Raw genomic sequence first — 22,862 nt, forward strand, 5'->3', positions numbered from 1 at the left:
GGCAGGGCCGGCGAGCGGCCCTGCCTCAGCTCTGGTTGAAGAAACCGTCCGTGCGGTGCCCGGCCGGGTCGCCGTTCACGATCTCCGTGTTGGACGGGGTCAGCAGGAACACCCGGGTCGAGACCCGCTCGATCGAACCGCGCAGTCCGAAGATCAGCCCGGCCGCGAAGTCGACGACGCGCTTGGCGTCCCCGGCCTCCATGGCCGTCAGGTTCACGATGACCGGCACGCCCTCGCGGAACAGCTCACCGATCAGCCGCGCGTCCCGGAAGCTGTCCGGGGTGACCGTGCCGATCCGGCGGCCCTTCTCCTCGGCCGTGTCCGAGGCGACCTTGACGCGCGGGTCGGTGACCCAGGCTTCTTGCGAGTCGGTTCCCTCGGAGTAGTCGTCGTCGTAGTAACGCTCGTCATCGTTGTCGTCGACGAGGCCAAGCCAGGCACTCGCCTTGCGCACCGATCCCATGGACGCCTCCTCTCACAGCGGTCTTTCTTCCTTTCCGCAACCCATGGTCGTCCATGATGCGGATGTCGCGCCAAGTGGATAGACGCCGCGCGGGGGGTTTGTGACGGTACTGGTGCACAGAGAATCCGTCGAGAGCCCGCGCCCCCCAAGGGTCCTGCTGTGTACGGCTGCTGACTGTGAGTGAAATATGACTGTTCGCGGCGTACGGGTGATACGTGGTGCGTACGGGTGAACAGGGCGGAGCGTTCAAAGGCGATTATCGGCCGATAGCATGCGGCAGCTCAATGTCCTGAGAGCGGGGGTTCTCCATGTTCGGAATCGTCAGACCGTGCGGTCACCGGCTCGGCGAGCGACTCAAGAGTCAGTGGATGGCACACCTGTGCGGACTGTGTCTCGCGTTGCGCGGCGACCACGGACAGTTCGCACGGGTCGTCACCAACTACGACGGGCTGCTCATCTCGGTCCTGACGGAGGCTCAGGCCGCGCCGGGGGGAACGGGGCGGCGCACGGCGGGGCCGTGCCCGTTGCGCGGGATGCGCACCGCCTCCGTCGCCCAGGGCGAGGGGGCGCGGCTCGCGGCGGCCGTCTCGCTGGTGCTGGCCTCGGCCAAGGTGCGCGACCATGTCGCCGACGGGGACGGGCTGCTGGCCCGGCGTCCGGTCGCCGCCGCCGCCCGCAGGGTGGCCAGGAGCTGGGGGCGGGCCGGGGAGCGCGGCGGGGCCGCGGTCGGCTTCGACACGGCGGTCCTGGTGGACGCGGTGGACCGCCAGCTCGGGCTGGAGACGCTGGCCGGCCCCGGTACCTCGCTGCTGGCCGTCACCGAGCCGACCGAGACCGCCACGGCCGCCGCCTTCGCGCACACCGCGGTCCTCGCGGGCCGTCCGGGCAACGCCGTCCCGCTGGCCGAGGCCGGCCGGCTCTTCGGACGGCTCGCGCATCTTCTGGACGCCGTCGAGGACCAGGCCGCCGATGCCGAGGCGGGCGCCTGGAACCCGCTCACGGCGACCGGCACCCCGCTCACCGAGGCCCGGCGGCTCGCGGACGACGCCCTGCACGGCATACGGCTCGCGCTGCGGGACGTCGAGTTCGTGGAGGGGCGGCTGGCGCACCTGCTGCTCGCGCACGAGCTGGAGCGGTCGGTGGACCGGGCGTTCGGGACCTCCTCGTGCGGGCACCCGCACCCGGGGGCCGCGCGGCAGGGCAGGGCCGCGTTCGGGCCGCCGCCGCAGATGCCCGCGCCGCCCCGGCAGCCTCGGGGGCTGCTCGCCGGGTGTGCCGTCGCGCTCGGGCTGTTCTGCACCTGCCAGGTGTGCTGTGCCGACGAGTTCGAGGGTCCCTGGTCGCGGAAGAAGCGCGAGGGCTGCTGCTCCACCTGTGACTGCGGGAACTGCGACTGCGGGTGCGGTGACTGCTGCAACTGCGACTGCTGCGACGGGTGCGACTGCTGCGGCTGCGACTGTTCCTGCTGACACACCGTCACCCGCCGTGCACCCGGGGCGTTGTGGGGAGCGCCGGTGAGCGTCGAGCGTCCGCGGGACGTATCTCCTGTCGAGACACGGAAGCTCGAAAGGATCACGGATCATGCCCGGGCGCTCAGAGAAAACCGTGCCGCTTGCCGTGAAGATCGTGGTGAGCGGGGGGCTCGGGGTCGGTAAGACGACCTTCATCGGGGCCGTTTCCGAGATAGAGCCCCTCGACACCGAGGCGGCGATCACCCAGGTGTCGGTGGGAGTCGACTCCCTGGAAGGGGTGGAGGCCAAGACCAGGACCACCGTCGCGCTCGACTTCGGGCGCATCACCCTCGATCCGGCCATCGCGCTGTACCTGTTCGGGACGCCCGGGCAGGCACGGTTCTCGTTCCTGTGGGACGACCTGGTGGAGGGCGCGCTCGGGACGGTCGTCCTGGCGGACACCCGGCGGATCGAGGAGTGCTTCCCCGCCGTGGACTACTTCGAGGCGCACGGGGCGCCGTTCGTGCTGGCCGTGAATCGCTTCGACGGGGCCGAGCCGTACGCGTTGGAGGAGGTCCGCGGGGCGTTGGGGCTGGCTCCCGAGGTGCCGGTGCTGGAGTGTGACGCGCGCAAGCGGGGGTCGGTGCGGGATGTGCTGGGGGTGTTGATGGATCGGGTCATCGGGGTGCGGGCCTCTTCGGGGGCACGGGCCGTGGGGGCGCGCTGACTCGCCGTACGGCGAGGGCGGGACGAGGGGAGGGGGGTGCGTGTGAAGGCGAAGGGGGTGAACGCGTGAGCGTCCCCGGCGGTCAACGGGCCGGGGCGCGCAGGGGGTCAGCTCAACAGGAAGAGGACCACACTCGACCGAAGTCGATGTGGGAGCGGGTGACCAGCCACTGCTGCGGATGCATGGGCCAAGTGGAACAGGTCTCCGGTGGGGCGTCAACCGACCTGAGACGTACGGCTCACAGTGCGGACAGCCTTGACAGTGAGGGCAAACACCGCCGTACTCTCGCTGTACGGCCCTGCTGAGGGGCTCGGCCGTGCTTCCTGCCGTGTGAAGGCACTCCACCGTGTTCGACCGATGCGTCACGGAGCCTTCGCATGTCTTCCCACACCCTTGCCCGCGTCCCCGCCTCCCCGGACACGAGACAGTCGCTCGTCATCGTCGGGGCCGGCCCGCGGGGTACCGGTCTGATCGAACGCATCGCCGCCGGCGCGCCCGAGCTGTACGCCGGTCAGGGCCTCGACATCCATCTCGTCGACCCGCACCCGCCGGGCGCCGGCCGGATCTGGCGGGCCGCGCAGTCACCGTTGCTGTGGATGAACTCGCACGCCGAGGACGTCACCATGTTCACCGACGACACCGTGCTGATGGACGGTCCGGTGCGGCCGGGGCCCACCCTGCACGAGTGGGCCGGCGTCGACGGGCGGCTCTTCGCCGACCGGCAGCTCCAGGGCGCCTATCTGCGGTGGGTGCACGAACAGGCCGTCGCCGCGCTGCCGGAGGGCATCACCGTCCACCACCATCCCCGGCGCGCCCTGCGGGTGAGCGGTCCGCGCGAGGGACGCCAGCAGGTGTGGCTCGAAGGACGGTCCCGGCCGCTCCACGCCGACCTCGTCGTCCTCACCCTCGGCCACCTCGACGCCGAACTCGACGACGACCAGCGGGAACTGGCCGCGTACGCCCGCGACCACGGGCTCGTCCACCTGCCGCCCGACTTCACCGCCGACAGCGACCTGTCCGCCCTCCGGCCCGGTGAAGCCGTCCTCGTGCGCGGCTTCGGACTGGCCTTCGTCGATCTGATGGTGCTGCTCACCGAGGGGCGCGGCGGACGCTACGAGGGGGACACCTACGTGCCCTCGGGGCGGGAACCGGTGCTGTACGTGGGGTCGCGGCGCGGAGTGCCGTACCACGCGAAGATCGGCTACGACTGGACCGGCGGGCGGCCCCCGCTGCCCCGGTTCCTCGGACCCGCCCAGACCGACGAACTGCTCGCCCGGCCGGGCGGGTTCGACTTCCGGCGGGACGTGTGGCCGCTGGTGGAGAAGGAGCTGGGCTTCGCCCACTACCACCGGCTGTTCGCCGCCCACCCCGAGCGGACCGCGATCGCCTGGACGGACTTCGAGGAGAAGTACGCGGCCGCCACCGGGGCGGCCGACCGGGAGGCCCTCGTCGCCTCCGCCGTGCCGGACCCGGCCGACCGGCTCGACCTGACCGCGCTGGACCGGCCGCTCGACGGGCTGCGGTACGCCTCGCACGAGGAGTTCCAGGACGGCCTGCGGCGGTACGTCGAGGACGATCTGAGCCGCCGTCACGATCCCGCGCACAGCCCCGATCTGTCCGTGTTCCTCGGGCTGCTGTCGGTCTACGGGCAGCTCGTGCGGCTCGGGGACATCGGGTCCTGGTGGCACGGGTTCTTCAGCTACCTCGCCTCCGGGCCGCCCGGACCCCGGCTGCGGCAGCTGCTCGCGCTGTCCCGGGCCGGAGTGCTCCGGTTCGTCGGCGCCGACATGGCCGTCCGCGCCGAGGACGGGGTGTTCCGGGCGTCGAGCCCGACCGTGCCGGGGTTCTCCGTCGAGGCACGGGCGCTGGTGGAGGCCCGGCTGCCCGAGCCGACCCTGCGGCGCGCCCTCGATCCGCTGCTGCGCGCCCTGCACGCCGAGGGCGCCGGGGAGACGGCCGACGGACTGCTGCGGGTGGACCGCGCCGACGGGCGGGTCCTGGACGGCGGCGGGCGACCGCACCCGCGGCGCTTCGCGCTCGGCCCGCACACCGACGCACGCACCCCCGGCGCGTTCACCCGCCCCCGCACCGGCGGTCCCGCGTTCCGGCAGAACGACGCCACCGCCCGCGCCGTCCTGGTGTTCCTGCGGGACCTCGGCGCCCACACCGCCGCCCCGGCCGACCCCGGCCCGCCGAAGGAGTTCTCCCGATGACCGTCCTGGTCGCCGTCAGGTGCCCCCACCGAGGGTGGGGCCCGAGGCCGCTGCCGTCGAAGGCGCTGTGAGCCATGGGACTGCTGCATCTGGCCGCCGCCCTCGCCCTGCCCGGTGCGGACGCGGCCGGCCCCTACGTCGAGCTGGCGCGGCTCGCCGAGCGCGGCGGGCTCGACTTCGTCACGCTGGACGCCACCCCCACCCTCGACGTCTCCGCCGTGCTCGGCCGGATGGCGGATGCCACGGATCACGTCGGGCTCGTGGGCCCGCTCACCGGGCCGCCGACCGGCGCCGAGCCGGGTGCCGAGGCCGTCGCGCCCGGTCGCGTCGGCCGGTGGACCGACGTCTCCCCGGACGGGGGCGCGGCGGAGGAGCCGTGCGGGTCCCCGTCGGTGCCGGGGCATCCCGTGCGGGTCGCCGACGCCACCGAGGCGGCCGTGCGGCCCGCCGCCGCCCGGTACGCCGATGTGGCGCTGGTCCGGGTGACCGGTTCCGCCGAGGGCCGGGCCGTCCGGGGACACCTGCGCGCTGAGGCCGCCGCGGCCGGGCGTGACCCGGACTCCCTGCGGGTGCTGGCGAGTCTGCTCGTCGACCTCGGGGACGGCGAGCACGCGGCCGAACCGGGCCACGGCGGGGGCGGCCCCCGGCAGACCGGCCGGGGCCCGCTCTACCGCGGCGGCCCCGTCGACCTCGCGGAGCTGATCGCCACCTGGCACCGGGAGGCCGCGGCCGACGGCTTCCACCTGGTCCCCGTCGAACCCCACCGCGATCTGGAACGCCTGGTCAACGGAACGGTCGCGCTGCTCCAGCACCGCGGTCTGTTCCGCACCTTCTACCCGGGCGGCACCCTGCGCGAGCACCTCGGCCTGGCCCGGCCCGCCCACCAGTACGCGGGCGGCCCCTCACTCCTCGGGTCGCCCGACCCGGTACCGAAAGGCTGACCACACATGACGACGGACGCGACGGACGCGACCGGCACCGACACGGCGGACGCGGCGGACGAGTGGAAGCGCTGGCACGAACACCGGCTGGAGACGCTCGCGGCGCCCTACGGCCCCCTCGCGCTCACCGGAACCTTCTGGCTGGAGGACTTTCCGGACGGTCGACTTCCGGACACCCCCGGGGTCTGGTCGGCGGAAGAGGACGGGGTGGTGCTCACGGCGGCCGAGAGCGACGGGCTGACCCTGGACGGACGGCCGTTCGGCGGAACGGTACGGCTCGGCGCCGACCCCGGGGCGGTGGACGCGTCCCAGGTCGCGCACGGGGAGCGGCGGCTGGTCGTGCTCGTGCGGGAGGGGGTCTGGGGGGTGCGCGGCTTCGACCCCGCGGCCGAGGCCCGGCGCCTGTTCCGCGGCGTGGCGGCCGGCCCGTACGAGGCGCGCTGGTCGGTGCCGGGGCGCTTCACGCCGTACGCCGAGGACCGGACCGTCCGGGTCCCGAACGCCGACGGACGCGAGCGCGGTCTCGGGCTCGGCGGCGAACTCGCATTCGCCCTCGACGGGCGCGCGCACACACTCCAGGTGGCCGTGCAGGGCGACGGCTCGCTGTGGGCGGTGTTCGCCGACGCCACCAGCGGGGTGAGCAGCCACCGGTTCCGGTTCCTCCATCCGGGTGCCCCCGACGACGAGGGGCGCACGACCGTGGACTTCAACCGTGCCGTACTGCCTCCGTGTGCATTCGCCCACGCTTTCATCTGCCCCTTCCCGCCACCGGGGAACACTCTCGACGTGGAGATCGAGGCAGGGGAGCGCAACCTGGTCTGAGCTGGGGCAAGAGGCCTCGAAGAGGGCTCAACTCACGTGATTCGCTCATGGTCTGACGGCCGAAAGGCGACCTTGCGCCGACCGGCCGTTCGGCCGAATACTCCCCCTCAGCGCTTGTCAGGGTCGCGGCGTGTCCGAAAACCGGACGAATGTCTGATCCTGGCTGCGCCTCACGGGCCCCGACCCCACACGACGGGCCCCCGACTTCCCCTGGGAGGGAACGAAACGTGAGGATCAAGCGCACTACCCCCACCACCCCCACGCGCGGTATCTCGAGACGGAGCCGGCTGATCGCCGTCACCACCGGACTCGTGGCCGCAGCCGCCTTCGCGACCCCCCACGCGAGCGCGGCGGACACCGCCACCTTCAGCCCCGCCCAGCTGAAGAGCGCGGGCGCCTCCGTCCTCCGGGCGGACGTCCCGGGCACCGCCTGGGCCGTCGACAGCGAGGCCGACCGCCTCCTCGTCACCGTCGACAGCACGGTCTCCGACGCCGAGATCGCGAAGATCAAGGAGGCCGCGGGCAGCAACGCCGGCGCCCTCACGGTCAAGCACACCCCCGGCAAGTTCAACAAGCTCATCGCGGGCGGCGACGCCATCTACGGCGGCGGCTACCGCTGTTCGCTCGGCTTCAACGTGGTCAGCGGCAGCACCTACTACTTCCTGACCGCCGGTCACTGCGGCGAGGTCGCCTCGACCTGGTACTCCAACTCCGGGCAGTCGACGGTGCTGGGCACGAACGTCAACTACAGCTTCCCGACCAACGACTACGCCCTGGTCCGCTACACCAACAGCTCGGTCGCCAAGTCCGGCACCGCGGGCAACACGGACATCACCAGCGCGGGCACGCCCGGCGTCGGTGCCACGGTCTACCGTGACGGCTCGACCACCGGCATCCACAGCGGCCGGGTCACCGCGCTGAACGCCACGGTGAACTACGGCGGCGGAGACATCGTCTACGGCATGATCCAGACCAACGTCTGTGCCGAGGGCGGCGACTCCGGTGGCCCGCTGTACTCCACCAGCGGCATCGCCTACGGTCTGACCTCCGGCGGCAGCGGCAACTGCACCTCCGGCGGCACGACCTTCTTCCAGCCGGTGACGGAGGCCCTGAGCGCGTACGGCGTGAGCGTCTTCTAGCACGTCCCGTACCTCCGCTTCCAGTACGTCCCGTACCTCCGCGGCGGCGCCGCGCAGGCACTGCTCGACGGCCCCCGCGCGTGAACCGCCGTGCGGGGGCTCTCTTCTGTCCGGGGGCTCCCTCTCGTGCGGGGGCGGGGTTACCGTCGTAGGACGGGCAGTGGACGGGTGGCGCTTCGGACCCCTGGGGGCCGGCATGGTCGAGGAGTTGGTGGCGGCGGGAGCCGGGCTCGTGTCCGCCGCGGTGGTGTACGTGGCGGCGGCGGCGCGGGTCGTCAAGCAGTACGAGCGGGGTGTGGTCTTCCGGCTCGGGAAGCTCCGGCCCGCGGTGCGCGGACCCGGGCTGACCCTGATCGTGCCGGGCATCGACCGGCTCCGGAAGGTCAACATGCAGATCGTCACGATGCCGGTGCCCGGTCAGGAGGGCATCACCCGGGACAATGTGACGGTCCGGGTCGACGCCGTCGTGTACTTCAGGGTGACCTCGCCGGCCGAGGCGGTGGTCCGGGTGGAGGACTACCGGTTCGCCGTCTCGCAGATGGCGCAGACCTCGCTGAGGTCCATCATCGGCAAGAGTGAGCTGGACGATCTGCTCTCCGACCGCGAAAAGCTCAACCAGGGGCTGGAGTTGATGATCGACAGCCCGGCCGTGGAGTGGGGCGTGACCATCGACCGGGTCGAGATCAAGGACGTCTCGCTGCCCGAGACGATGAAGCGGTCCATGGCCCGGCAGGCCGAGGCCGACCGGGAGCGGCGGGCGAGGGTCATCAACGCCGACGCCGAGCTCCAGGCCTCCAAGAAGCTCGCGGAGGCGGCCCGCGAGATGTCCGAGCAGCCCGCCGCGCTCCAGTTGCGCCTGTTGCAGACGGTGGTGGCGGTCGCCGCGGAGAAGAACTCCACGCTGGTGCTGCCGTTCCCGGTGGAACTCCTGAGGTTCCTGGAGAAGGCGCAACAGCAACTGCCCGCACCGGCACCGGCACCGGCACCCGCACCTGCGGCAGCACCCGCACCGTCTCCCGCGCCCGAGCAGGGAGGCGGCCAGTCGTAGCGCCCGGGGCGTTTGCAGTGCGAACGGCGTGGTGAAGGCGCGAGGGGCGTGCAGTGCCCACCCTGTGCGCGGCGACCCGATCGGCGGCGGGGGCGGCCGCTGTTCGCTCGGCTTCGACGTGGTCAAGGGCGGCGAGCCGTAACTTCCTGACCGCCGGGCACTGCACCGAGGCCGTCTCCACCTGGTCGGACTCCGCCGGCACCGTGATCGGCACCGACGCGGTCTCCCGCTTCCCCGGCGACGACTACGGCCTGGTCAGGTGCACCGCGTTCTTCCAGCCGGTGACGGAGGTGCTGTCGGCGACGGGCACCCGGATCGGCTGACCGCCTGGTTCCTGTGTTTACGCAGGTGAGGGGCGTCCGGAGAGCAGTCGTAGGGGAGCCGGAGGGTAGTCGTACAGATGTTCGGGAATTGGTCTATGGTGGAGGTGAGGGATTAGGGAACTGATGTTCGAAGCGTGAGCGTGGGAGGTGCGTGTGCCAGGCTTCACGCATCTGCACACCGTCTCCGGGTTCTCCCTGCGCCACGGGGCCTCGCACCCGGACCGGCTGGCCGAGCGCGCCGCCGAGCGGGGCATGGACGCCCTCGCCCTCACCGACCGCGACACCCTGGCCGGCACGGTCCGCTTCACCAAGGCCTGTGCGCAGGCGGGCGTGCGCCCGCTGTTCGGCGTGGACCTGGCGGTCGCCGGGCCCGTACGGCAGGACAGTGACGTACGGCGGGAGAGGCGCCGCACGCCCGTGCGCGGCGGTGCCTTCATCGACGAGTCGACCCCCCGCGTCACCTTCCTCGCCCGCGACGGCGCCCGGGGCTGGGCCGACCTGTGCCGGATCGTCACCGCCGCCCATGCCGAGGGCGACGTCCCGGTGCTGCCCTGGACCGGCAACCACGGCGACGGCCTCACCGTCCTGCTCGGCCCCGCCTCCGACGTCGGCCGGGCCCTCGCCGCCGGGCGCCCGGACCGCGCCGCGAAGCTCCTCGCCCCCTGGCGCGAGGTGTACGGCGACGCCCTGCGCCTGGAGGCCGTCTGGCACGGCCGCGAGGGCACCGGCCCCGGCTCCCTGCGGCTGGCCGCCCGCACCGTCGGCTTCGCCGCCGAACAGCGGATCCGCCCGGTCCTCAGCAACGCCGTCCGCTACGCCGACCCCGGCCAGGGCCCGGTCGCCGACATCCTGGACGCGGCCCGCCGGCTCGTCCCCGTCGACCCGTCCAGAGAACTCGACTCGGGCGAGGCCTGGCTGAAGGGCGCGGACGCCATGGCCGCGGCGGCCGAGCGGATCGTGGAGGCCGCGGGCTTCCGGAAGGACACCGCCGGCCGGCTGCTGGAGCGCACCCGGGACACGGCCGCCGAGTGCCTGGTGGACCCCGAGGACGACCTCGGCATGGGCGCCGTCCACTTCCCCGAACCGCACCTCGTCGGCGCGGGCCGGCGCACCGCCCAGCGGGCGCTGGCCTCCCGGGCGGTGGCGGGCATGGTGCGGTACGGCTACACCGGCCGGCGCGCCTACTGGGAACGGATGCACCACGAGCTGGACATCATCGCCCACCACGGCTTCGCCTCCTACTTCCTCACCGTCGCCCAGGTCGTCGACGACGTACGGCACCTGGGCATCCGGGTCGCCGCGCGCGGCTCCGGCGCGGGCTCCCTCGTCAACCACCTCCTCGGCATCGCGCACGCCGACCCGGTCGAGCACGGGCTGCTGATGGAGCGGTTCCTGTCGAAGGAGCGGGTCGTGCTGCCCGACATCGACATCGACGTGGAGTCCGCGCGCCGGATCGAGGTCTACCGGGCGATCATCGGCCGGTTCGGCGCCGAACGGGTCGCGACGGTCGCGATGCCGGAGACCTACCGGATCCGGCACGCCGTCCGGGACGTGGGCGCGGCCCTGTCCATGGACCCCGCAGACATCGACCGCATCGCCAAGTCCTTCCCGCACATCCGGGCCCGGGACGCCCGGGCGGCGCTGGAGGAACTGCCCGAACTGAAGGCGCTGGCGGCGGAGAAGGAGCGGTACGGAAAGCTCTGGGAGCTGGTCGAGGCGCTCGACGCCCTGCCGCGCGGGATCGCCATGCACCCGTGCGGGGTCCTCCTCTCCGACGCCTCCCTGCTCTCCCGGACGCCGGTCGTGCCGACCAGCGGCGAGGGGCTGCCCATGGCGCAGTTCGACAAGGACGACGTGGAGGACCTCGGGCTGCTCAAGCTGGATGTGCTGGGGGTGCGGATGCAGTCGGCGATGGCGCACGCGGTGGCCGAGGTGGAGCGGGCGACGGGGGAGCGGATCGACCTGGACGCGGTGGCGCCGGGGGACCCGTCGACGTACCGGCTCATCCGGTCGACCGAGACGCTGGGCTGCTTCCAGATCGAGTCGCCGGGCCAGCGCGACCTGGTCGGGCGGCTCCAGCCGGCCACCTTCCACGACCTGGTCGTCGACATCTCCCTCTTCCGGCCCGGACCGGTCGCCGCCGACATGGTGCGGCCGTTCATCGAGGCACGGCACGGGCGGGCGCCGGTCCGCTACCCGCACCCCGATCTGGAGGAGCCGCTGAAGGGGACGTACGGGGTCGTCGTCTTCCACGAGCAGATCATCGACATCGTCGCGATCATGACCCGCTGCGGGCGCGGCGAGGCGGACCGGGTGCGGCGCGGGCTGTCCGATCCGGAGTCGCAGGGGCGGATCAAGGTGTGGTTCGCCCAGCATGCGACGGCGAACGGCTATGACGCGGAGACGATTCGGCGGACCTGGGAGATCGTCGAGGCCTTCGGGTCGTACGGCTTCTGCAAGGCGCACGCGGTCGCCTTCGCCGTCCCGACGTACCAGTCGGCGTGGCTGAAGGCGCACCACCCGGCCGCCTTCTACGCCGGGCTGCTCACCCACGACCCCGGGATGTACCCGAAGCGGCTGCTGCTGGCGGACGCGCGGCGGCGCGGGGTGCCGATCCTGCCGCTGGACGTGAACCGGTCGGGAGTCACCCATCGTATCGAACTGGTGTCCGAGTCCCCTTCGGTGTGGGGGCTGCGGCTCGCCCTCTCCGACGTGCACGGCATCAGCGAGGCGGAGGCGGCACGGGTCGCGGACGGACAGCCGTACGCCTCGCTCCTCGACTTCTGGGAACGGGCCCGCCCGAGCCGCCCGCTCGCCGGACGGCTCGCACAGGTCGGCGCCCTGGACGAGTTCGGCGCCAACCGCCGGGACCTGCAACTGCACCTGACCGAACTGCACCGGGGTGCCCGGGGCGCGGGCGGCGGCCAACTCCCCCTGGCGGGCGGGCGGAAGACGGCCCCCGCCGGGCTGCCGGACCTGTCCTTCGCCGAGCGGCTCAGCGCCGAGCTGGGCGTGCTGTCCATGGACGCCTCACAGCATCTGATGGACGACCACCGGGCCTTCCTCGACGAACTGGGCGTGGTCCCGGCGCGGCGGCTGCGGGAGGCGCGGCACGGGGAGACCGTGCTGGTCGCGGGCGCCAAGGCGGCCACCCAGACCCCGCCGATCCGGTCCGGGAAGCGGGTCATCTTCACCACCCTGGACGACGGCACGGGCCTGGTCGACCTCGCCTTCTTCGACGACTCCCACGACGCCTGCGCGCACACCGTCTTCCACTCCTGGCTGCTGCTGGTGCGCGGAGTGGTGCAGCGGCGCGGGCCGCGCAGCCTGAGCGTGGTGGGCTCCACCGCCTGGAACCTCGCCGAACTGGTCGAACTGCGCGCCGCGGGCGGGCTGGACGAGGTCGCGGCCCGGCTCGCGGAACCGGGGCCGCAGGCGGGCACGGGGACGGGACAGGAGGCGGAGGAGCCGGCCGGGTCCGGCGATTCCACGGGGGGCAGGCGAATCCGTCTGCCCACCGGATACGAACTCCACCCATGGGCCGATCTGCGGCCCGCGGGACAAGAGGCCTCTCAAGGGCCTTCGACGGTACGGAAGTTGTGGCACCAGAGTCCGGGGAGTGCGGGATGACCATCCTCTGCGTACGTTTCCAGCCGCCTGCGCGGAACGAGGCCGAGACGGCCCTGCCGGGGCTGCTCGGGCTGCTCGAGGAGTTCACACCGGTCGTCGAGGCGCTGCCGCCGGACGGGGCGCTGGCCGATCTGCGGGGCGCCGAACGGTACTTCGGGCGCAGCGCGGTGGAACTGGCCGCGGTGATCCGGGTCCGCGCCCTCGCGCTGTACGGCGTCGACTGCGCCATCGGGGCCGGTCCCGGCCCGATGCTGGCCCGGATCGCACTGCGGGACGCCCGGCCGGGGCTGACCTGTACGGTCCCGCAGGACGCGGACCGGGTACGGGAGTTCCTCGCCGGGAAGCCGGTCGCCGCGCTGCCCGGCGTCGGGGCGGCCACCGCCCGCACCCTGGGCGAGTACGGCCTCGACACCCTCGGCCGGGTCGCCGCCGCGCCCCTGTCCACCCTGCAGCGTCTGGTCGGCGCGAAGGCGGGCCGGGAGCTGCGGGAGAAGGCGAGCGGGATCGACCGCGGCCGGGTCGTCCCGAACGCCGTCTCCCGATCACTGGCGGCCGAACGCCCCTTCGGCCGCGACGAGTTGGACCCCGACCGGCACCGCCGGGCCCTGCTGTCCGCCGCCGGGGAACTGGGCGCCCGGCTGCGCGCGCTGGAGAAGGTCTGCCGCACCCTGACCCTCACCGTGCGCTACGCCGACCGGTCCTCCACCACCCGCAGCCGCACCCTCGGGGAGCCGACCGCGCACTCGGCGGCCCTGACGAGGACGGCGTACTCCCTGTACGAGGCGCTCGGGCTGCAGCGTGCCCGGGTCCGGGCGGTCGTCCTGCGCGCGGAGGCGCTCGGCCCCGCCGACCAGGCCTCCTACCAGCTCACCTTCGATGCCGCCGACGAGAAGGTCCGCCGGATCGAGGAGGTCGCCGACCGGGTGCGGGCGAAGTTCGGGCCGGGGGCGCTGATCCCGGGGACGCTGGCCGCGTGAATAACCGGGACCGCGCGCCACGAGATCACCCAGTGCCGTGACCGGGAAGGTCTGCCGGGAAGCGCGCGGCGTCCGGTGCGGTGCATCGCAAGGCGGAGCGTCGCCCGAAGGTGCCGTGCCGGGCGTCGACGGGGACGGGCCGGTGGCGAGGCCGGCCCCTCGCCGCTTACTACCACTGGAAGTTTTTACTGACGCGTAACTTCACACATCAGCTACTCGTTCGTAACTTGATGAGTGAACAGCATCCTGGTGATCCGGATCACAGGGCGTACGGCCATCGCACCTCCCCTTGAGCCGCAAGGAGATCCACCGATGCTGCCCTGGAAGCGCCTGCTCAGACCCCTCACCGCACTACTGCTGGCAGCCGCGGCCGCCACGGTCCCCGCCTCCGCCGCCCACGCCTCCCCCACCGCCACGACCTCGTCGAGCGGCTGGAACGACTACAGCTGCAAGCCCTCCGCCGCCCACCCCCGCCCCGTCGTCCTGGTCCACGGAACCCTCGGGAACTCGGTCGACAACTGGCTGTCCCTCGCCCCCTACCTGCAGGTCCGGGGCTACTGCGTCTACTCCCTCGACTACGGCCAGCTGCCGGGCGTCCCCCTCTTCCACGGCCTCGGCCCCATCGACAAGTCGGCCGAACAGCTCTCCGCCTTCGTCGACAGGGTGCTCTCCGCGACCGGTGCCGCCAAGGCCGACCTCGTCGGCCACTCCCAGGGCGGCATGATGCCCCGTTACTACCTGAAGTTCCTCGGCGGGGCGGCCAAGGTGAACGCCCTCGTCGGCCTCGCCCCCGACAACCACGGCGCCGGCCTCAGCGGCCTCACCAACCTGCTGCCCTACTTCCCCGGCGCCGAGGACCTCATCTCCGCCGCCACCCCCGGCCTCGCCGACCAGATCCCCGGCTCGGCCTTCCTCGCCAAGCTCAACGCCGGCGGCGACACCGTCCCCGGCGTCCACTACACGGTCGTCTCCACCCAGTACGACGAGGTCGCGACCCCCTGGCGCAGCCAGTACCTCAGCGGACCCGACGTGCACAACGTCCTGCTGCAGGACCTGTGCCCGCTCGACCTCTCCGAGCACGTGGCGATCGGCCTGTTCGACCGGATCGCCTTCCACGAGGTGGCCAACGCGCTCGACCCGGCCCGCGCCACCCCCACCACCTGCGCGTCCGCGCTGAGCTGACCCGAAAGGTCCCCCGGCGGGGTCTGTCCGGCCTGAGCCGCCGGTCAGGCCCCGCCGGTTCGATCAGCCGGAGGGGAAACCGGTGCCGAGGGGTGCCGGAACCACGTAACCGTAGAAAACGCCTGCCGAGCGAGGCCTGCAGCGATCTTTAGGGCTGCCTTAAGGAAGCGCTGAGCCGCAGCTCAGGTAGCTACCGTGAACGCATGACGAGCGAGGACATCCGGCCCGCCACGGCGGCCGACGTGACGGCCGTGAAGGCGGTCACCGACGCGGCGTACACGCCCTACATCGAGCGCATCGGCGTCGTGCCGCTGCCCATGCGGGCGGACCACGCGGCGGAGGTCGCCGCAGGAAAGGTGTTCGTGACCGGGGACCCCGTGGTGGGCCTGGTGGTCGTCGAGGCGTTCCCCGACCATCTGTTCCTCGACAGCATCGCCGTCCGCCCCGACGCCCACGGCAGGGGCGTCGGGCGGCGGCTGCTGCACTTCGTGGACACCCACGCGCGTGCGCTCGGCCTGGCCGAGGTCAGGCTCTACACGAACGCGCTGATGTGGGAGAACCAGAAGATCTATCCGAGATACGGCTACGAGCTGGTGGGGCGGCGTGTCGACGGCGGTTACGACCGGCTCCACTACCGCAAGCGGCTCGGCTGAGGGGCGCAGGGCCGGCTCACCCGTCCGGCCACCAGGTGCGCGCGATGTCCTTTCGCACCTCGGGGCGCCCGGCGGGGCGCTCGTCCGCCTCTTCCCGGATCCGGCGGGAGTCCGTCTTCTTCAGGGGCTTCTGCACAGTAGTGCGGCGCATGGCTGCCTCCTTCAGAGCTACCGGGTTCCGTGATCCCACGGAGGTAGACCCTTTCCGGGAGGGTTCCTCATCGAACCTCGCTCTGTCAGTGGCGGGTGTCACGATTCGAGTGTCAGTGGCAGGTGTCACTTCGGGGCAGACGGGTGGAAAGGTGACGAAATGGCTGAGGCGCGTGTCGACTGGGACGCGGAGGCGGCGAACTTCGACGAGGAACCTGACCACGGACTGCGGGACCCCGAGGTCCGGGCCGCCTGGGCGGAGCGGCTGCGCGGCTGGCTCCCGGGCCGCGCCTGTGACGTCCTCGACCTCGGCTGCGGCACCGGGAGCCTCGCGCTCCTCGCCGCCGAACAGGGGCACCGCGTCACCGGTGTCGATCTGTCCGCGCCGATGATCGAGCGGGCCCGCGCCAAACTCGCCGGACGTGACGCGGTGTTCCTCCTCGGTGACGCTGCGGCGCCCCCGGTCGGCGACCGGCGCTTCGACACCGTGCTCGTCCGGCATGTGCTGTGGGCGCTGCCCGACACCGCCCGTGCCCTGCGGCACTGGCGGGGACTGCTGCGGCCCGGCGGGCGGCTCGTCCTCGTGGAGGGCGTCTGGGGGACGCTCACCCCGGCCGGCATACCGGCGGACCGCCTCACCGCCCTCCTCTCCCCGCTGGCCGGCCACACCCGCCTGGAACGGCTCTCGGACGACCCGCGCCTGTGGGGCGGACCGGTGGAGGACGAGCGGTACGCGGTGGTGGCGACGGTCTGAGGCGCCGGGCCTCAGTGCCGCAATGCCGTGAAGAAGCCGCCCTCGCGGGCCAGCGACTCCAGTTCGTCGAGGGCGGCCACGGCGGCCGCGGCCGCCTCGGGATCGGTCCGGGACAGACCGCTCCGCGCGAACTCGTCCTCGTCCAGCCGCCGTACGTCGGTGCCGTCGGCGGAGCGCCACAGGTCCAGGTCGAGATCCTCCACGACCAGCTCGCCCCGCTCCCCGCCGGAGAACACGGCGGGGCGCGTGACATCGCAGTACCAGCCCTTCAGGGCGCCGGACGCGGCCCGCACCTCCTTCACCGCGTACCACCGGTCCCGCCAGTAGTACTCGGTGAAGACGTCACCCGCCTCGAACCGGACGAAGCCGAAGTCCCGCACCCCGTCCCCGGCCCAGGGGGCGCGGACGGCGACGCGCGTGCCGTCGTCCGACAGCAGCTCCGCCGCGTAACGGATCTTCGTACGGCCGCCCTTGACCAGGACGACCTCCACCGGACGGGCCGGGTCAGCCGACCGTGCGGACATGACGCACCTCCGTCGCGCACCTCTCGTATCCGAACCACTCGTTGATCGCCAGCATCGGCCCGTTGTCCGCGTCGTTGCCGGTGTACGCCTCCGTGTACCCCGCGGCGCGGGCGCGGTGCAGGGAGTGGTTCTTGACCAGCTTCGCCAGGCCCCGGCCGCGCTGGTCGCGGACGGTGCCGGTCATGCCCGTGCCGTAGCGGCCGGCGCCGTCGGTGTGGGCCACGCTGAAGGCGACGGGCCGCCCGTCGGCGACGGCGACCGAGGTCAGCTCCCGGTCGAGGTGGGGATGGTTCCAGTTCTCCGCGACCCAGGCCTCGTAGTCCGTGAACTCGACCTCGATGTCGCCCGGTTCGTCGGCCGTGACGGCCGCGTCGAGCGCGAACAGCGGACGCGGGTCGTCCGCGAAGTCGGCCGCCGTGCGCAGCTCGACGCCCGTCGGAGGGTCATGGAGCGGCGGCAGCGAGGCATTCGCCAGGTCCAGGCGCAGGAAGTGCGCCGAGCGGCTGGGCCGGTAGCCGTGGCGCTCGGCGAAGGCCCGGTTGCCGGGCTCGTCCAGGACCCAGGCGTACAGGTCCGTCGCCCCGTGCGCCGCCAGATGCTCCTCGGCGGTCCGCACCAGCAGGGCGCCCGCGCCCCGGCCGGTGCGCGCCGGGTCCACGTACACATTGAGGAAGCCCTGGCCGGGCACCGGGCTCTCATGGGCGAGGCCCACCTGGGCGGTGCCGATGATCTCGCCGTCCTCCTCGGCGACCAGCTTGCGGGCGTGGGCGCGGGGGTGCGCGAGGGACAGGGCGTGCCGCAGGGACTGCGGACTGAAGAACACATAGGGCAGGGCCGCGTGCCGGACCCGGACGAAGCCTTCGATCTCGGCAGGTGCGTCGGGGCGCAGATCGCGCACGATGACGGTCATGTGAGCGCACGCTACGGGCGGCGGAAAGGCTCGCGCCTCCCATTTTCCGCCCGGTCTGAGGGAGAATCGGGCCGTGACCTTGAAGATCCACATCGATGAGAGCGCCGCGCCGTACGCGCAGGTGCGGGCACAGATCGCCGAGCAGGCCCGGTCCGGAGCGCTCCCGGTGGGGTACCGGCTGCCCACCGTGCGGGGGCTCGCCGAGTCGCTGGGGCTCGCGGCGAACACCGTGGCCAAGGCGTACCGGGCGCTGGAGACGGACGGGGTGATCGAGACCCGGGGGCGCAACGGGACCTTCGTGGCCGCGGCGGGCTCGGCGGCGGAGCGTGAGGCCGCGCTCGCCGCGCAGGCGTACGCCGAGCGGGTGGTGCGGCTCGGGCTGACCGAGGAGCAGGCGTCGGCCGCGGTGCGGGACGCCCTGCGCGCGGCCTATCAGGGGTGACGGACGGGTCACCGTGAGCGGGTGGCCAGTGCCCGGGGGGTGCGGGTCACCGTCAGGCCCGCCCGCAGCGCCGTCCTGCCGAACAGGGCCGCGTCGCCGACCGCCGCGCCGCCCGGGTCGTTGTTGAAGTAGGCGTACACGTCGTCGTGGTCGGACCACGTCGTCGCGATGCGGTCGATCCAGCTCTCCAGGGCGTGCTGGCCGTAGCGGGGCCAGGGGCTGGCGCGGCCCTCGTGGAAGCGGACGTAGCCCCACCCGGCGGTCCGCCACAGCGGGGTGGCCGGCCGGGACTGCACGTCGGCCCAGCACAGGGCCGCGCCGCGGGCCCGCAGGACCTCGCGGACCGGCGGGATCCACCAGGACGGGTGCCGCGGCTCGACCGCCACCCGGGTGCCGGCGGGGAAGCGGGACAGACAGGCGTCCAGCAGCTCGGGATCGGCGCGCAGGGTCGGCGGCAGCTGGAGCAGCACGGGACCCAGCCGTGCGCCGAGGCCGGCCGCGTGGTCCATCAGCCGGTGCACCGGCTCGGCCGGGTCGCGCAGCCGCTTGATGTGGGTCAGAAAGCGGCTTGCCTTGACCGCGACCACGAAGTCCGGCGGGACACGGTCGGCCCAGGACCGGAAGGTGTCCCGGGACGGCAGCCGGTAGAAGGCGTTGTTGATCTCGACGGTGGCGAAATGCTCGGCGTACTCCTCCAGCCACCGGCGCACGGGCACGTCGGCCGGGTACAGGACCTCGCGCCAGTCCTTGTACTGCCAGCCGGACGTGCCGACATACAGGGTCATACCTCCATCAAAGCACCTCTACAGGTAGAGCCCCGCGTCCGAGCGGCCCCTGGGCTCCGGCACCGCGGTCGGGGACGTGCCCCGCCGCAGCGCGTACAGCTCCGCCAGGGTCGCCCCCTCGCGGCCGATCCCCTCCTCGGTGCCCAGCCAGCCGACCGCCTCCGGGTGGGTCAGCGGGCCGACCTCGATCCGGGCGAGACATCGGCCCGGGCGGACCACGGCCGGGTGGAGACGCTCCAGGTCCTCGTTGGTGGTGACGCCGACCAGCACGTTGCGGCCCTGGCCGAGCAGGCCGTCGGTGAGGTTGAGCAGCCGGGACAGCGCCTGGCCGGCCGTGTGCTTGGCCTCGCCGCGGATCAGTTCGTCGCAGTCCTCCAGCAGGAGCAGGCGCCAGCGGCCCTTGCCCGCCGCGTCCTCCTCGCCGATCGCGATGTCCATCAGGTAGCCCACGTCGGAGAAGAGCCGCTCGGGGTCCAGGACGCAGTCCACCTGGCACCAGTCCCGCCAGGACCGGGCCAGCGTGCGCAGCGCCGAGGTCTTGCCGGTGCCGGGCGGGCCGTGCAGCAGGAGCAGCCGGCCGGCGATGTCGTCCGGGGTGGTCGCCATCAGCCGGTCCATGGCCTCGGCGACGGGGGCCGTGTAGTTGGGGCGGATCTCCTCCCAGGTGCCGGCGGCGATCTGACGGGTGGTGCGGTGCGGGCCGCGCCGTGGGGAGACGTACCAGAAGCCCATCGTCACGTTCTCCGGCTGGGGTTCGGGCTCGTCCGCCGCCCCGTCGGTGGCCTCGTCGAGGACCGTGGAGGCGAGTTCGGCGCTGGTCGCGGTGACCGTGACGTCGGCGCCGCGGTTCCAGCGGGAGACCAGCAGCGTCCAGCCCTCGCCCTCGGCGAGGGTTGCGCTGCGGTCGTCGTCGCGGGCCACGCGCAGCACACGGGCCTGCGGCGGCAGCAGGGTCGCGCCGGAGCGCACGCGGTCGATGTTCACCGCGTGCGAGTACGGCTGCTCGCCCGTCGCGAAGCGCCCGAGGAACAGCGCGTCGACGACATCGGACGGGGAGTCGGAGTCGTCGACGGTGAGCCGGATCGGCAGAGCGTCGTGCGGGTGCGCGGACATGCTCGCCATGATCCGGCACGGGGCCGCCTCGTGCACCCGGTTTCCGGTGTGCGCGCGGCGTGTCGGCGATGCACGGCAGCCGGGGAACGCGCCCGCGCGCCGACGGTGACGAGGCGCCCGAAAAGTCTTGGCATGGACACTTCCCGTCAACACGCGTAGTTGGTACGAACGTTGTGGCAGAGATCCTGCTAAGGGAGGTTCCATGAGACGTTCCCGACTTGTCGTACTCCTGAGCTCATTCCTCCTCGCCGGCACCGCCGCCCTCACCGGGGCGAGCGCCGCCCACGCGTCCCAACTCGCCGCGAGCGGGGGCTATGTGGCGCTCGGCGACTCCTACTCCTCCGGAGTCGGCGCGGGCAGCTACATCAGCTCCAGCGGCAGCTGCAAGCGCAGCACCAAGGCGTACCCGTACCTCTGGAACGCCGCCCACGCACCGTCGTCGTTCACCTTCGCCGCCTGCTCGGGCGCCCGAACGGATGAAGTTCTGGCCCAGCAGCTCGGCGGCCTGAGCTCCTCGACCGGCCTCGTCTCGATCAGCGTCGGCGGCAACGACGCCGGCTTCGCCGACGTCATGACGACCTGTGTCACCAGCTCCGACAGCACCTGCGTCAGCCGCATCAACACCGCCCGGGCGTACGTCGACTCGACCCTGCCCGGCAAACTCGACGCCGTCTACTCGGCCATCCGCTCCAAGGCCCCGGCCGCCGAGGTCGTCGTCCTCGGCTACCCCCGCTTCTACCGGCTCGGCACGGTCTGCCTCGGCCTGTCCGAGACCAAGCGCTCCGCCATCAACAACGCGGCCGACTACCTCGACGCCGCCGTCGCCCGCCGCGCCGCCGCGCACGGCTTCACCTTCGGCGACGTCCGTACGACGTTCAGCGGCCACGAGATCTGTTCCGGCAGCTCCTGGCTGCACAGCCTCAACCTGCTCGACATCGGCGAGTCCTACCACCCGACCGCCTCCGGGCAGTCGGGCGGCTACCTGCCGGTACTGAACAGCGCGGCCTGATCACTCACTGGGCGAGGGAGAGGGCGGGGGCGAGGCCCCGCCCGTCGGGGTCTCCGTCTCACAGGTGACCGAGAACGGCACGTACGCGGACGTCTGCTTCACCGGATCGCTCACCTCGACCCGGATCGCGTTCTCGTACGTCCCGCTCTCCGCGTACGTCGACAGCACCACCTTGTCCTGCTTCGACTTCCCGCCCCCCGACGGGAAGTCGAGCGTCTTCCAGGTCTGGCCGGACAGGTCGCCGTCCTTCGCCACCCACCGGTAGGTCACCGTGGCGGGCAGCCGCCCCACGGTGATCGTGGCCGTGAAGGCCGGCGCGGAGTCGTTCGGCGGCGGACAGGAACCGCGGTAGTCCGTGTTCGCACCGGTGACCGAGACCGAGACCGTCTGCTGCGGCGCGGCGGACGAGGCGCTCGGACTCGGGCTCGCCGCATCGCTCGACGCCGCGCTGCTCCTGCCCGGGGACGGCGTGGAACTCAGCCCCTGCGTCCGGCCGCCGGTGGCCGCCCCGCTGCCGCCCTTGTCGTCGTCTCCCCGGTTCAGCAGTCCGTACGTCAGCCCGGCGACCGCGAGCGCCAGCACCAGCACGCCGACGACGAACACCGTGCGGTTGCGCCCCCGTTCCTCCCGGTCCGCCCCGGTGTCCGCCCACGACGGGGCGGGCGGCGGCGCCTCCTGGCGGTAGGGCTCGACCGGGGTCGGCGGCGTCGAGACGGTCGGCGCGTAGGGCGCGTACGGCGCGGAGCGGAGCGTGCCGGGGCGCGGGCTGCCCCCGGCCGCGACGAGCCGCAGATCCTGTTCGGCCTGCTCGGCCGGCAGCCGCTCCGCCGGGTCCTTGCGCAGCAGCCCCTCGATCACGGGCGCCAGCGGACCGGCCCGCCGCGGCGGCGGCAGCTCCTCGTCCACGATCGCGCGCAGGGTGCTCAGCGGGGTGTCGTGCCGGAACGGCGAGTTCCCCTCGACCGCCGCGTACAGCAGCACGCCCAGCGACCACAGATCCGACTCCGGACCCGGTGTGCGCCCCAGCGCGCGCTCCGGCGCGAGGAACTCGGGGGAGCCGATGACCTCGCCGGTCATGGTCAGCGCGGAGGTGCCCTCGACGGTCGCGATACCGAAGTCGGTGAGCACCACCCGGCCGTCGTTCGACATCAGCACATTGGCCGGTTTCACATCGCGGTGCAGCACCCCGGCCTCGTGCGCGGCCCGCAGCGCGGACAGCACCTCCGCGCCGATGTGCGCCGCGCGTGCCGGCTCCAGCGGCCCCTCGGCGTCCAGCAGCTCGGCCAGGGAGATCCCGCGCACGATCTCCATGACGATCCACGGGCGCCCGTCCTGCACGGCCACGTCGTACACCGTGACGACGTTCCGGTTGGCGACCCGGGCCGCGGCCCAGGCCTCCCGCTCCAGGCGGGCGTACATCCGCTCGACGTCCGAGGCCGCCAGCCCCGCCGGGGCGCGCACCTCCTTGACGGCGACCTCACGGTGCAGCACCTCGTCATGGGCCCGCCACACCGTCCCCATGCCGCCCTCGCCGAGCGGGGTCAGCAGACGGTAGCGGCCCGCGATCAGACGTTCACTGCCCGGTTCTTCGGACACGGCGTCCCCC

21 protein-coding genes and 1 pseudogene are annotated in these 22,862 nt (G+C 72.9%); 15 read left to right on the top strand and 7 right to left on the bottom strand.

Translation table 11 applies throughout. The annotated features are described in order from the left end of the window. Positions 1–25: 25 nt before the first annotated feature. The gene (locus U5640_RS35200; protein ID WP_340381772.1) at positions 26–463 is read right to left on the bottom strand and encodes a cell division protein SepF; all 438 of its coding nucleotides are present in this window, start codon (positions 461–463) and stop codon (positions 26–28) included. Positions 464–771: 308 nt separating this feature from the next. On the opposite strand from U5640_RS35200, the gene U5640_RS35205 reads away from it, so the two are divergent. The 12 genes and pseudogenes from U5640_RS35205 (at position 772) to U5640_RS35260 (ending at position 15,569) form a co-directional block, all read left to right on the top strand. Then, the gene (locus U5640_RS35205) at positions 772–1,932 is read left to right on the top strand and encodes a DUF5685 family protein (protein WP_340381773.1); all 1,161 of its coding nucleotides are present in this window, start codon (positions 772–774) and stop codon (positions 1,930–1,932) included. Positions 1,933–2,044: 112 nt separating this feature from the next. Further along, positions 2,045–2,641 carry an ATP/GTP-binding protein gene (locus U5640_RS35210; protein WP_340381774.1) on the top strand — a complete coding sequence of 199 codons (597 nt, stop codon included), beginning with the start codon at positions 2,045–2,047 and terminating at the stop codon, positions 2,639–2,641. A 377-nt stretch (positions 2,642–3,018) separates the two neighbouring features. Then, the gene (locus tag U5640_RS35215; RefSeq protein ID WP_340381775.1) at positions 3,019–4,854 is read left to right on the top strand and encodes an FAD/NAD(P)-binding protein; all 1,836 of its coding nucleotides are present in this window, start codon (positions 3,019–3,021) and stop codon (positions 4,852–4,854) included. A gap of 74 nt (positions 4,855–4,928) precedes the next feature. Then, positions 4,929–5,795 carry an LLM class flavin-dependent oxidoreductase gene (locus U5640_RS35220; RefSeq protein WP_340381777.1) on the top strand — a complete coding sequence of 289 codons (867 nt, stop codon included), beginning with the start codon at positions 4,929–4,931 and terminating at the stop codon, positions 5,793–5,795. A gap of 6 nt (positions 5,796–5,801) precedes the next feature. Further along, positions 5,802–6,617, top strand: a complete 816-nt coding sequence (locus tag U5640_RS35225; protein ID WP_340381779.1) for a DUF1684 domain-containing protein — start codon at positions 5,802–5,804, stop codon at positions 6,615–6,617. Between the two features lie 227 nt (positions 6,618–6,844). Next, positions 6,845–7,756: a S1 family peptidase gene (locus tag U5640_RS35230; protein WP_340381781.1), complete on the top strand. Its 912-nt coding sequence runs from the start codon at positions 6,845–6,847 to the stop codon at positions 7,754–7,756. Positions 7,757–7,952: 196 nt separating this feature from the next. After that, positions 7,953–8,804, top strand: coding sequence for a slipin family protein (locus tag U5640_RS35235; protein WP_340385528.1), 852 nt, complete (start codon positions 7,953–7,955; stop codon positions 8,802–8,804). A 70-nt stretch (positions 8,805–8,874) separates the two neighbouring features. Then, a pseudogene (locus U5640_RS35240) lies at positions 8,875–9,073 on the top strand (S1 family peptidase); the annotation flags it as partial. Between the two features lie 207 nt (positions 9,074–9,280). Beyond that, on the top strand, positions 9,281–12,757 hold the full coding sequence (locus tag U5640_RS35245) for a DNA polymerase III subunit alpha (protein ID WP_340381783.1): 3,477 nt from the start codon (positions 9,281–9,283) through the stop codon (positions 12,755–12,757). Then, positions 12,754–13,734 (top strand): hypothetical protein, encoded by a 981-nt coding sequence (locus tag U5640_RS35250; RefSeq protein WP_340381785.1) that lies wholly within the window; start codon positions 12,754–12,756, stop codon positions 13,732–13,734. The genes U5640_RS35245 and U5640_RS35250 overlap by 4 nt, the downstream gene beginning before the upstream one ends. Before the next feature lie 312 nt (positions 13,735–14,046). Then, positions 14,047–14,916 carry an alpha/beta fold hydrolase gene (locus U5640_RS35255; protein WP_340381787.1) on the top strand — a complete coding sequence of 290 codons (870 nt, stop codon included), beginning with the start codon at positions 14,047–14,049 and terminating at the stop codon, positions 14,914–14,916. Between the two features lie 203 nt (positions 14,917–15,119). Continuing rightward, the gene (locus U5640_RS35260; RefSeq protein ID WP_340381789.1) at positions 15,120–15,569 is read left to right on the top strand and encodes a GNAT family N-acetyltransferase; all 450 of its coding nucleotides are present in this window, start codon (positions 15,120–15,122) and stop codon (positions 15,567–15,569) included. A gap of 16 nt (positions 15,570–15,585) precedes the next feature. On the opposite strand, the gene U5640_RS35265 is transcribed toward U5640_RS35260, so the two are convergent. Continuing rightward, positions 15,586–15,720 carry a hypothetical protein gene (locus U5640_RS35265; protein WP_133913577.1) on the bottom strand — a complete coding sequence of 45 codons (135 nt, stop codon included), beginning with the start codon at positions 15,718–15,720 and terminating at the stop codon, positions 15,586–15,588. A 159-nt stretch (positions 15,721–15,879) separates the two neighbouring features. Here U5640_RS35265 and U5640_RS35270 point away from each other — a divergent pair, with 159 nt between their 5' ends. Next, entirely contained in the window at positions 15,880–16,473 is a 594-nt protein-coding gene (locus U5640_RS35270) for a class I SAM-dependent methyltransferase (protein ID WP_340381794.1), read from the top strand. Positions 16,474–16,484: 11 nt separating this feature from the next. On the opposite strand, the gene U5640_RS35275 is transcribed toward U5640_RS35270, so the two are convergent. Further along, on the bottom strand, positions 16,485–16,997 hold the full coding sequence (locus U5640_RS35275) for a DUF402 domain-containing protein (protein ID WP_340381796.1): 513 nt from the start codon (positions 16,995–16,997) through the stop codon (positions 16,485–16,487). After that, complete coding sequence (locus U5640_RS35280; RefSeq protein ID WP_340381798.1) at positions 16,978–17,907, bottom strand: GNAT family N-acetyltransferase; 930 nt, start codon at positions 17,905–17,907, stop codon at positions 16,978–16,980. The genes U5640_RS35275 and U5640_RS35280 overlap by 20 nt, the downstream gene beginning before the upstream one ends. 73 nt (positions 17,908–17,980) lie before the next feature. Here U5640_RS35280 and U5640_RS35285 point away from each other — a divergent pair, with 73 nt between their 5' ends. Beyond that, the gene (locus tag U5640_RS35285) at positions 17,981–18,349 is read left to right on the top strand and encodes a GntR family transcriptional regulator (protein ID WP_340381800.1); all 369 of its coding nucleotides are present in this window, start codon (positions 17,981–17,983) and stop codon (positions 18,347–18,349) included. An 8-nt stretch (positions 18,350–18,357) separates the two neighbouring features. On the opposite strand, the gene U5640_RS35290 is transcribed toward U5640_RS35285, so the two are convergent. Together U5640_RS35290 and U5640_RS35295 are read right to left on the bottom strand one after the other, a co-directional pair. After that, positions 18,358–19,134: a DUF72 domain-containing protein gene (locus U5640_RS35290; RefSeq protein ID WP_340381802.1), complete on the bottom strand. Its 777-nt coding sequence runs from the start codon at positions 19,132–19,134 to the stop codon at positions 18,358–18,360. Positions 19,135–19,152: 18 nt separating this feature from the next. Continuing rightward, positions 19,153–20,247 carry a DUF5925 domain-containing protein gene (locus U5640_RS35295; protein ID WP_340381804.1) on the bottom strand — a complete coding sequence of 365 codons (1,095 nt, stop codon included), beginning with the start codon at positions 20,245–20,247 and terminating at the stop codon, positions 19,153–19,155. Positions 20,248–20,449: 202 nt separating this feature from the next. On the opposite strand from U5640_RS35295, the gene U5640_RS35300 reads away from it, so the two are divergent. Then, positions 20,450–21,256, top strand: coding sequence for an SGNH/GDSL hydrolase family protein (locus tag U5640_RS35300; protein WP_340381806.1), 807 nt, complete (start codon positions 20,450–20,452; stop codon positions 21,254–21,256). On the opposite strand, the gene U5640_RS35305 is transcribed toward U5640_RS35300, so the two are convergent. Continuing rightward, positions 21,257–22,852 (bottom strand): serine/threonine-protein kinase, encoded by a 1,596-nt coding sequence (locus U5640_RS35305; protein WP_340381808.1) that lies wholly within the window; start codon positions 22,850–22,852, stop codon positions 21,257–21,259. Positions 22,853–22,862: the final 10 nt, after the last annotated feature.

Source organism: Streptomyces sp. SS7, assembly GCF_037993025.1.
Classification (GTDB): domain Bacteria; phylum Actinomycetota; class Actinomycetes; order Streptomycetales; family Streptomycetaceae; genus Streptomyces.

Coding starts and splice junctions, on each gene's coding strand:
- U5640_RS35260 (WP_340381789.1), top strand. CDS start 15,120: ATGACGAGCGAGGACATCCGGCCCGCCACGGCGGCCGACGTGACGGCC.
- U5640_RS35220 (WP_340381777.1), top strand. CDS start 4,929: ATGGGACTGCTGCATCTGGCCGCCGCCCTCGCCCTGCCCGGTGCGGAC.
- U5640_RS35270 (WP_340381794.1), top strand. CDS start 15,880: ATGGCTGAGGCGCGTGTCGACTGGGACGCGGAGGCGGCGAACTTCGAC.
- U5640_RS35205 (WP_340381773.1), top strand. CDS start 772: ATGTTCGGAATCGTCAGACCGTGCGGTCACCGGCTCGGCGAGCGACTC.
- U5640_RS35215 (WP_340381775.1), top strand. CDS start 3,019: ATGTCTTCCCACACCCTTGCCCGCGTCCCCGCCTCCCCGGACACGAGA.
- U5640_RS35280 (WP_340381798.1), bottom strand. CDS start 17,907: ATGACCGTCATCGTGCGCGATCTGCGCCCCGACGCACCTGCCGAGATC.
- U5640_RS35290 (WP_340381802.1), bottom strand. CDS start 19,134: ATGACCCTGTATGTCGGCACGTCCGGCTGGCAGTACAAGGACTGGCGC.
- U5640_RS35295 (WP_340381804.1), bottom strand. CDS start 20,247: ATGTCCGCGCACCCGCACGACGCTCTGCCGATCCGGCTCACCGTCGAC.
- U5640_RS35275 (WP_340381796.1), bottom strand. CDS start 16,997: ATGTCCGCACGGTCGGCTGACCCGGCCCGTCCGGTGGAGGTCGTCCTG.
- U5640_RS35235 (WP_340385528.1), top strand. CDS start 7,953: ATGGTCGAGGAGTTGGTGGCGGCGGGAGCCGGGCTCGTGTCCGCCGCG.
- U5640_RS35250 (WP_340381785.1), top strand. CDS start 12,754: ATGACCATCCTCTGCGTACGTTTCCAGCCGCCTGCGCGGAACGAGGCC.
- U5640_RS35300 (WP_340381806.1), top strand. CDS start 20,450: ATGAGACGTTCCCGACTTGTCGTACTCCTGAGCTCATTCCTCCTCGCC.
- U5640_RS35255 (WP_340381787.1), top strand. CDS start 14,047: ATGCTGCCCTGGAAGCGCCTGCTCAGACCCCTCACCGCACTACTGCTG.
- U5640_RS35225 (WP_340381779.1), top strand. CDS start 5,802: ATGACGACGGACGCGACGGACGCGACCGGCACCGACACGGCGGACGCG.
- U5640_RS35200 (WP_340381772.1), bottom strand. CDS start 463: ATGGGATCGGTGCGCAAGGCGAGTGCCTGGCTTGGCCTCGTCGACGAC.
- U5640_RS35210 (WP_340381774.1), top strand. CDS start 2,045: ATGCCCGGGCGCTCAGAGAAAACCGTGCCGCTTGCCGTGAAGATCGTG.
- U5640_RS35265 (WP_133913577.1), bottom strand. CDS start 15,720: ATGCGCCGCACTACTGTGCAGAAGCCCCTGAAGAAGACGGACTCCCGC.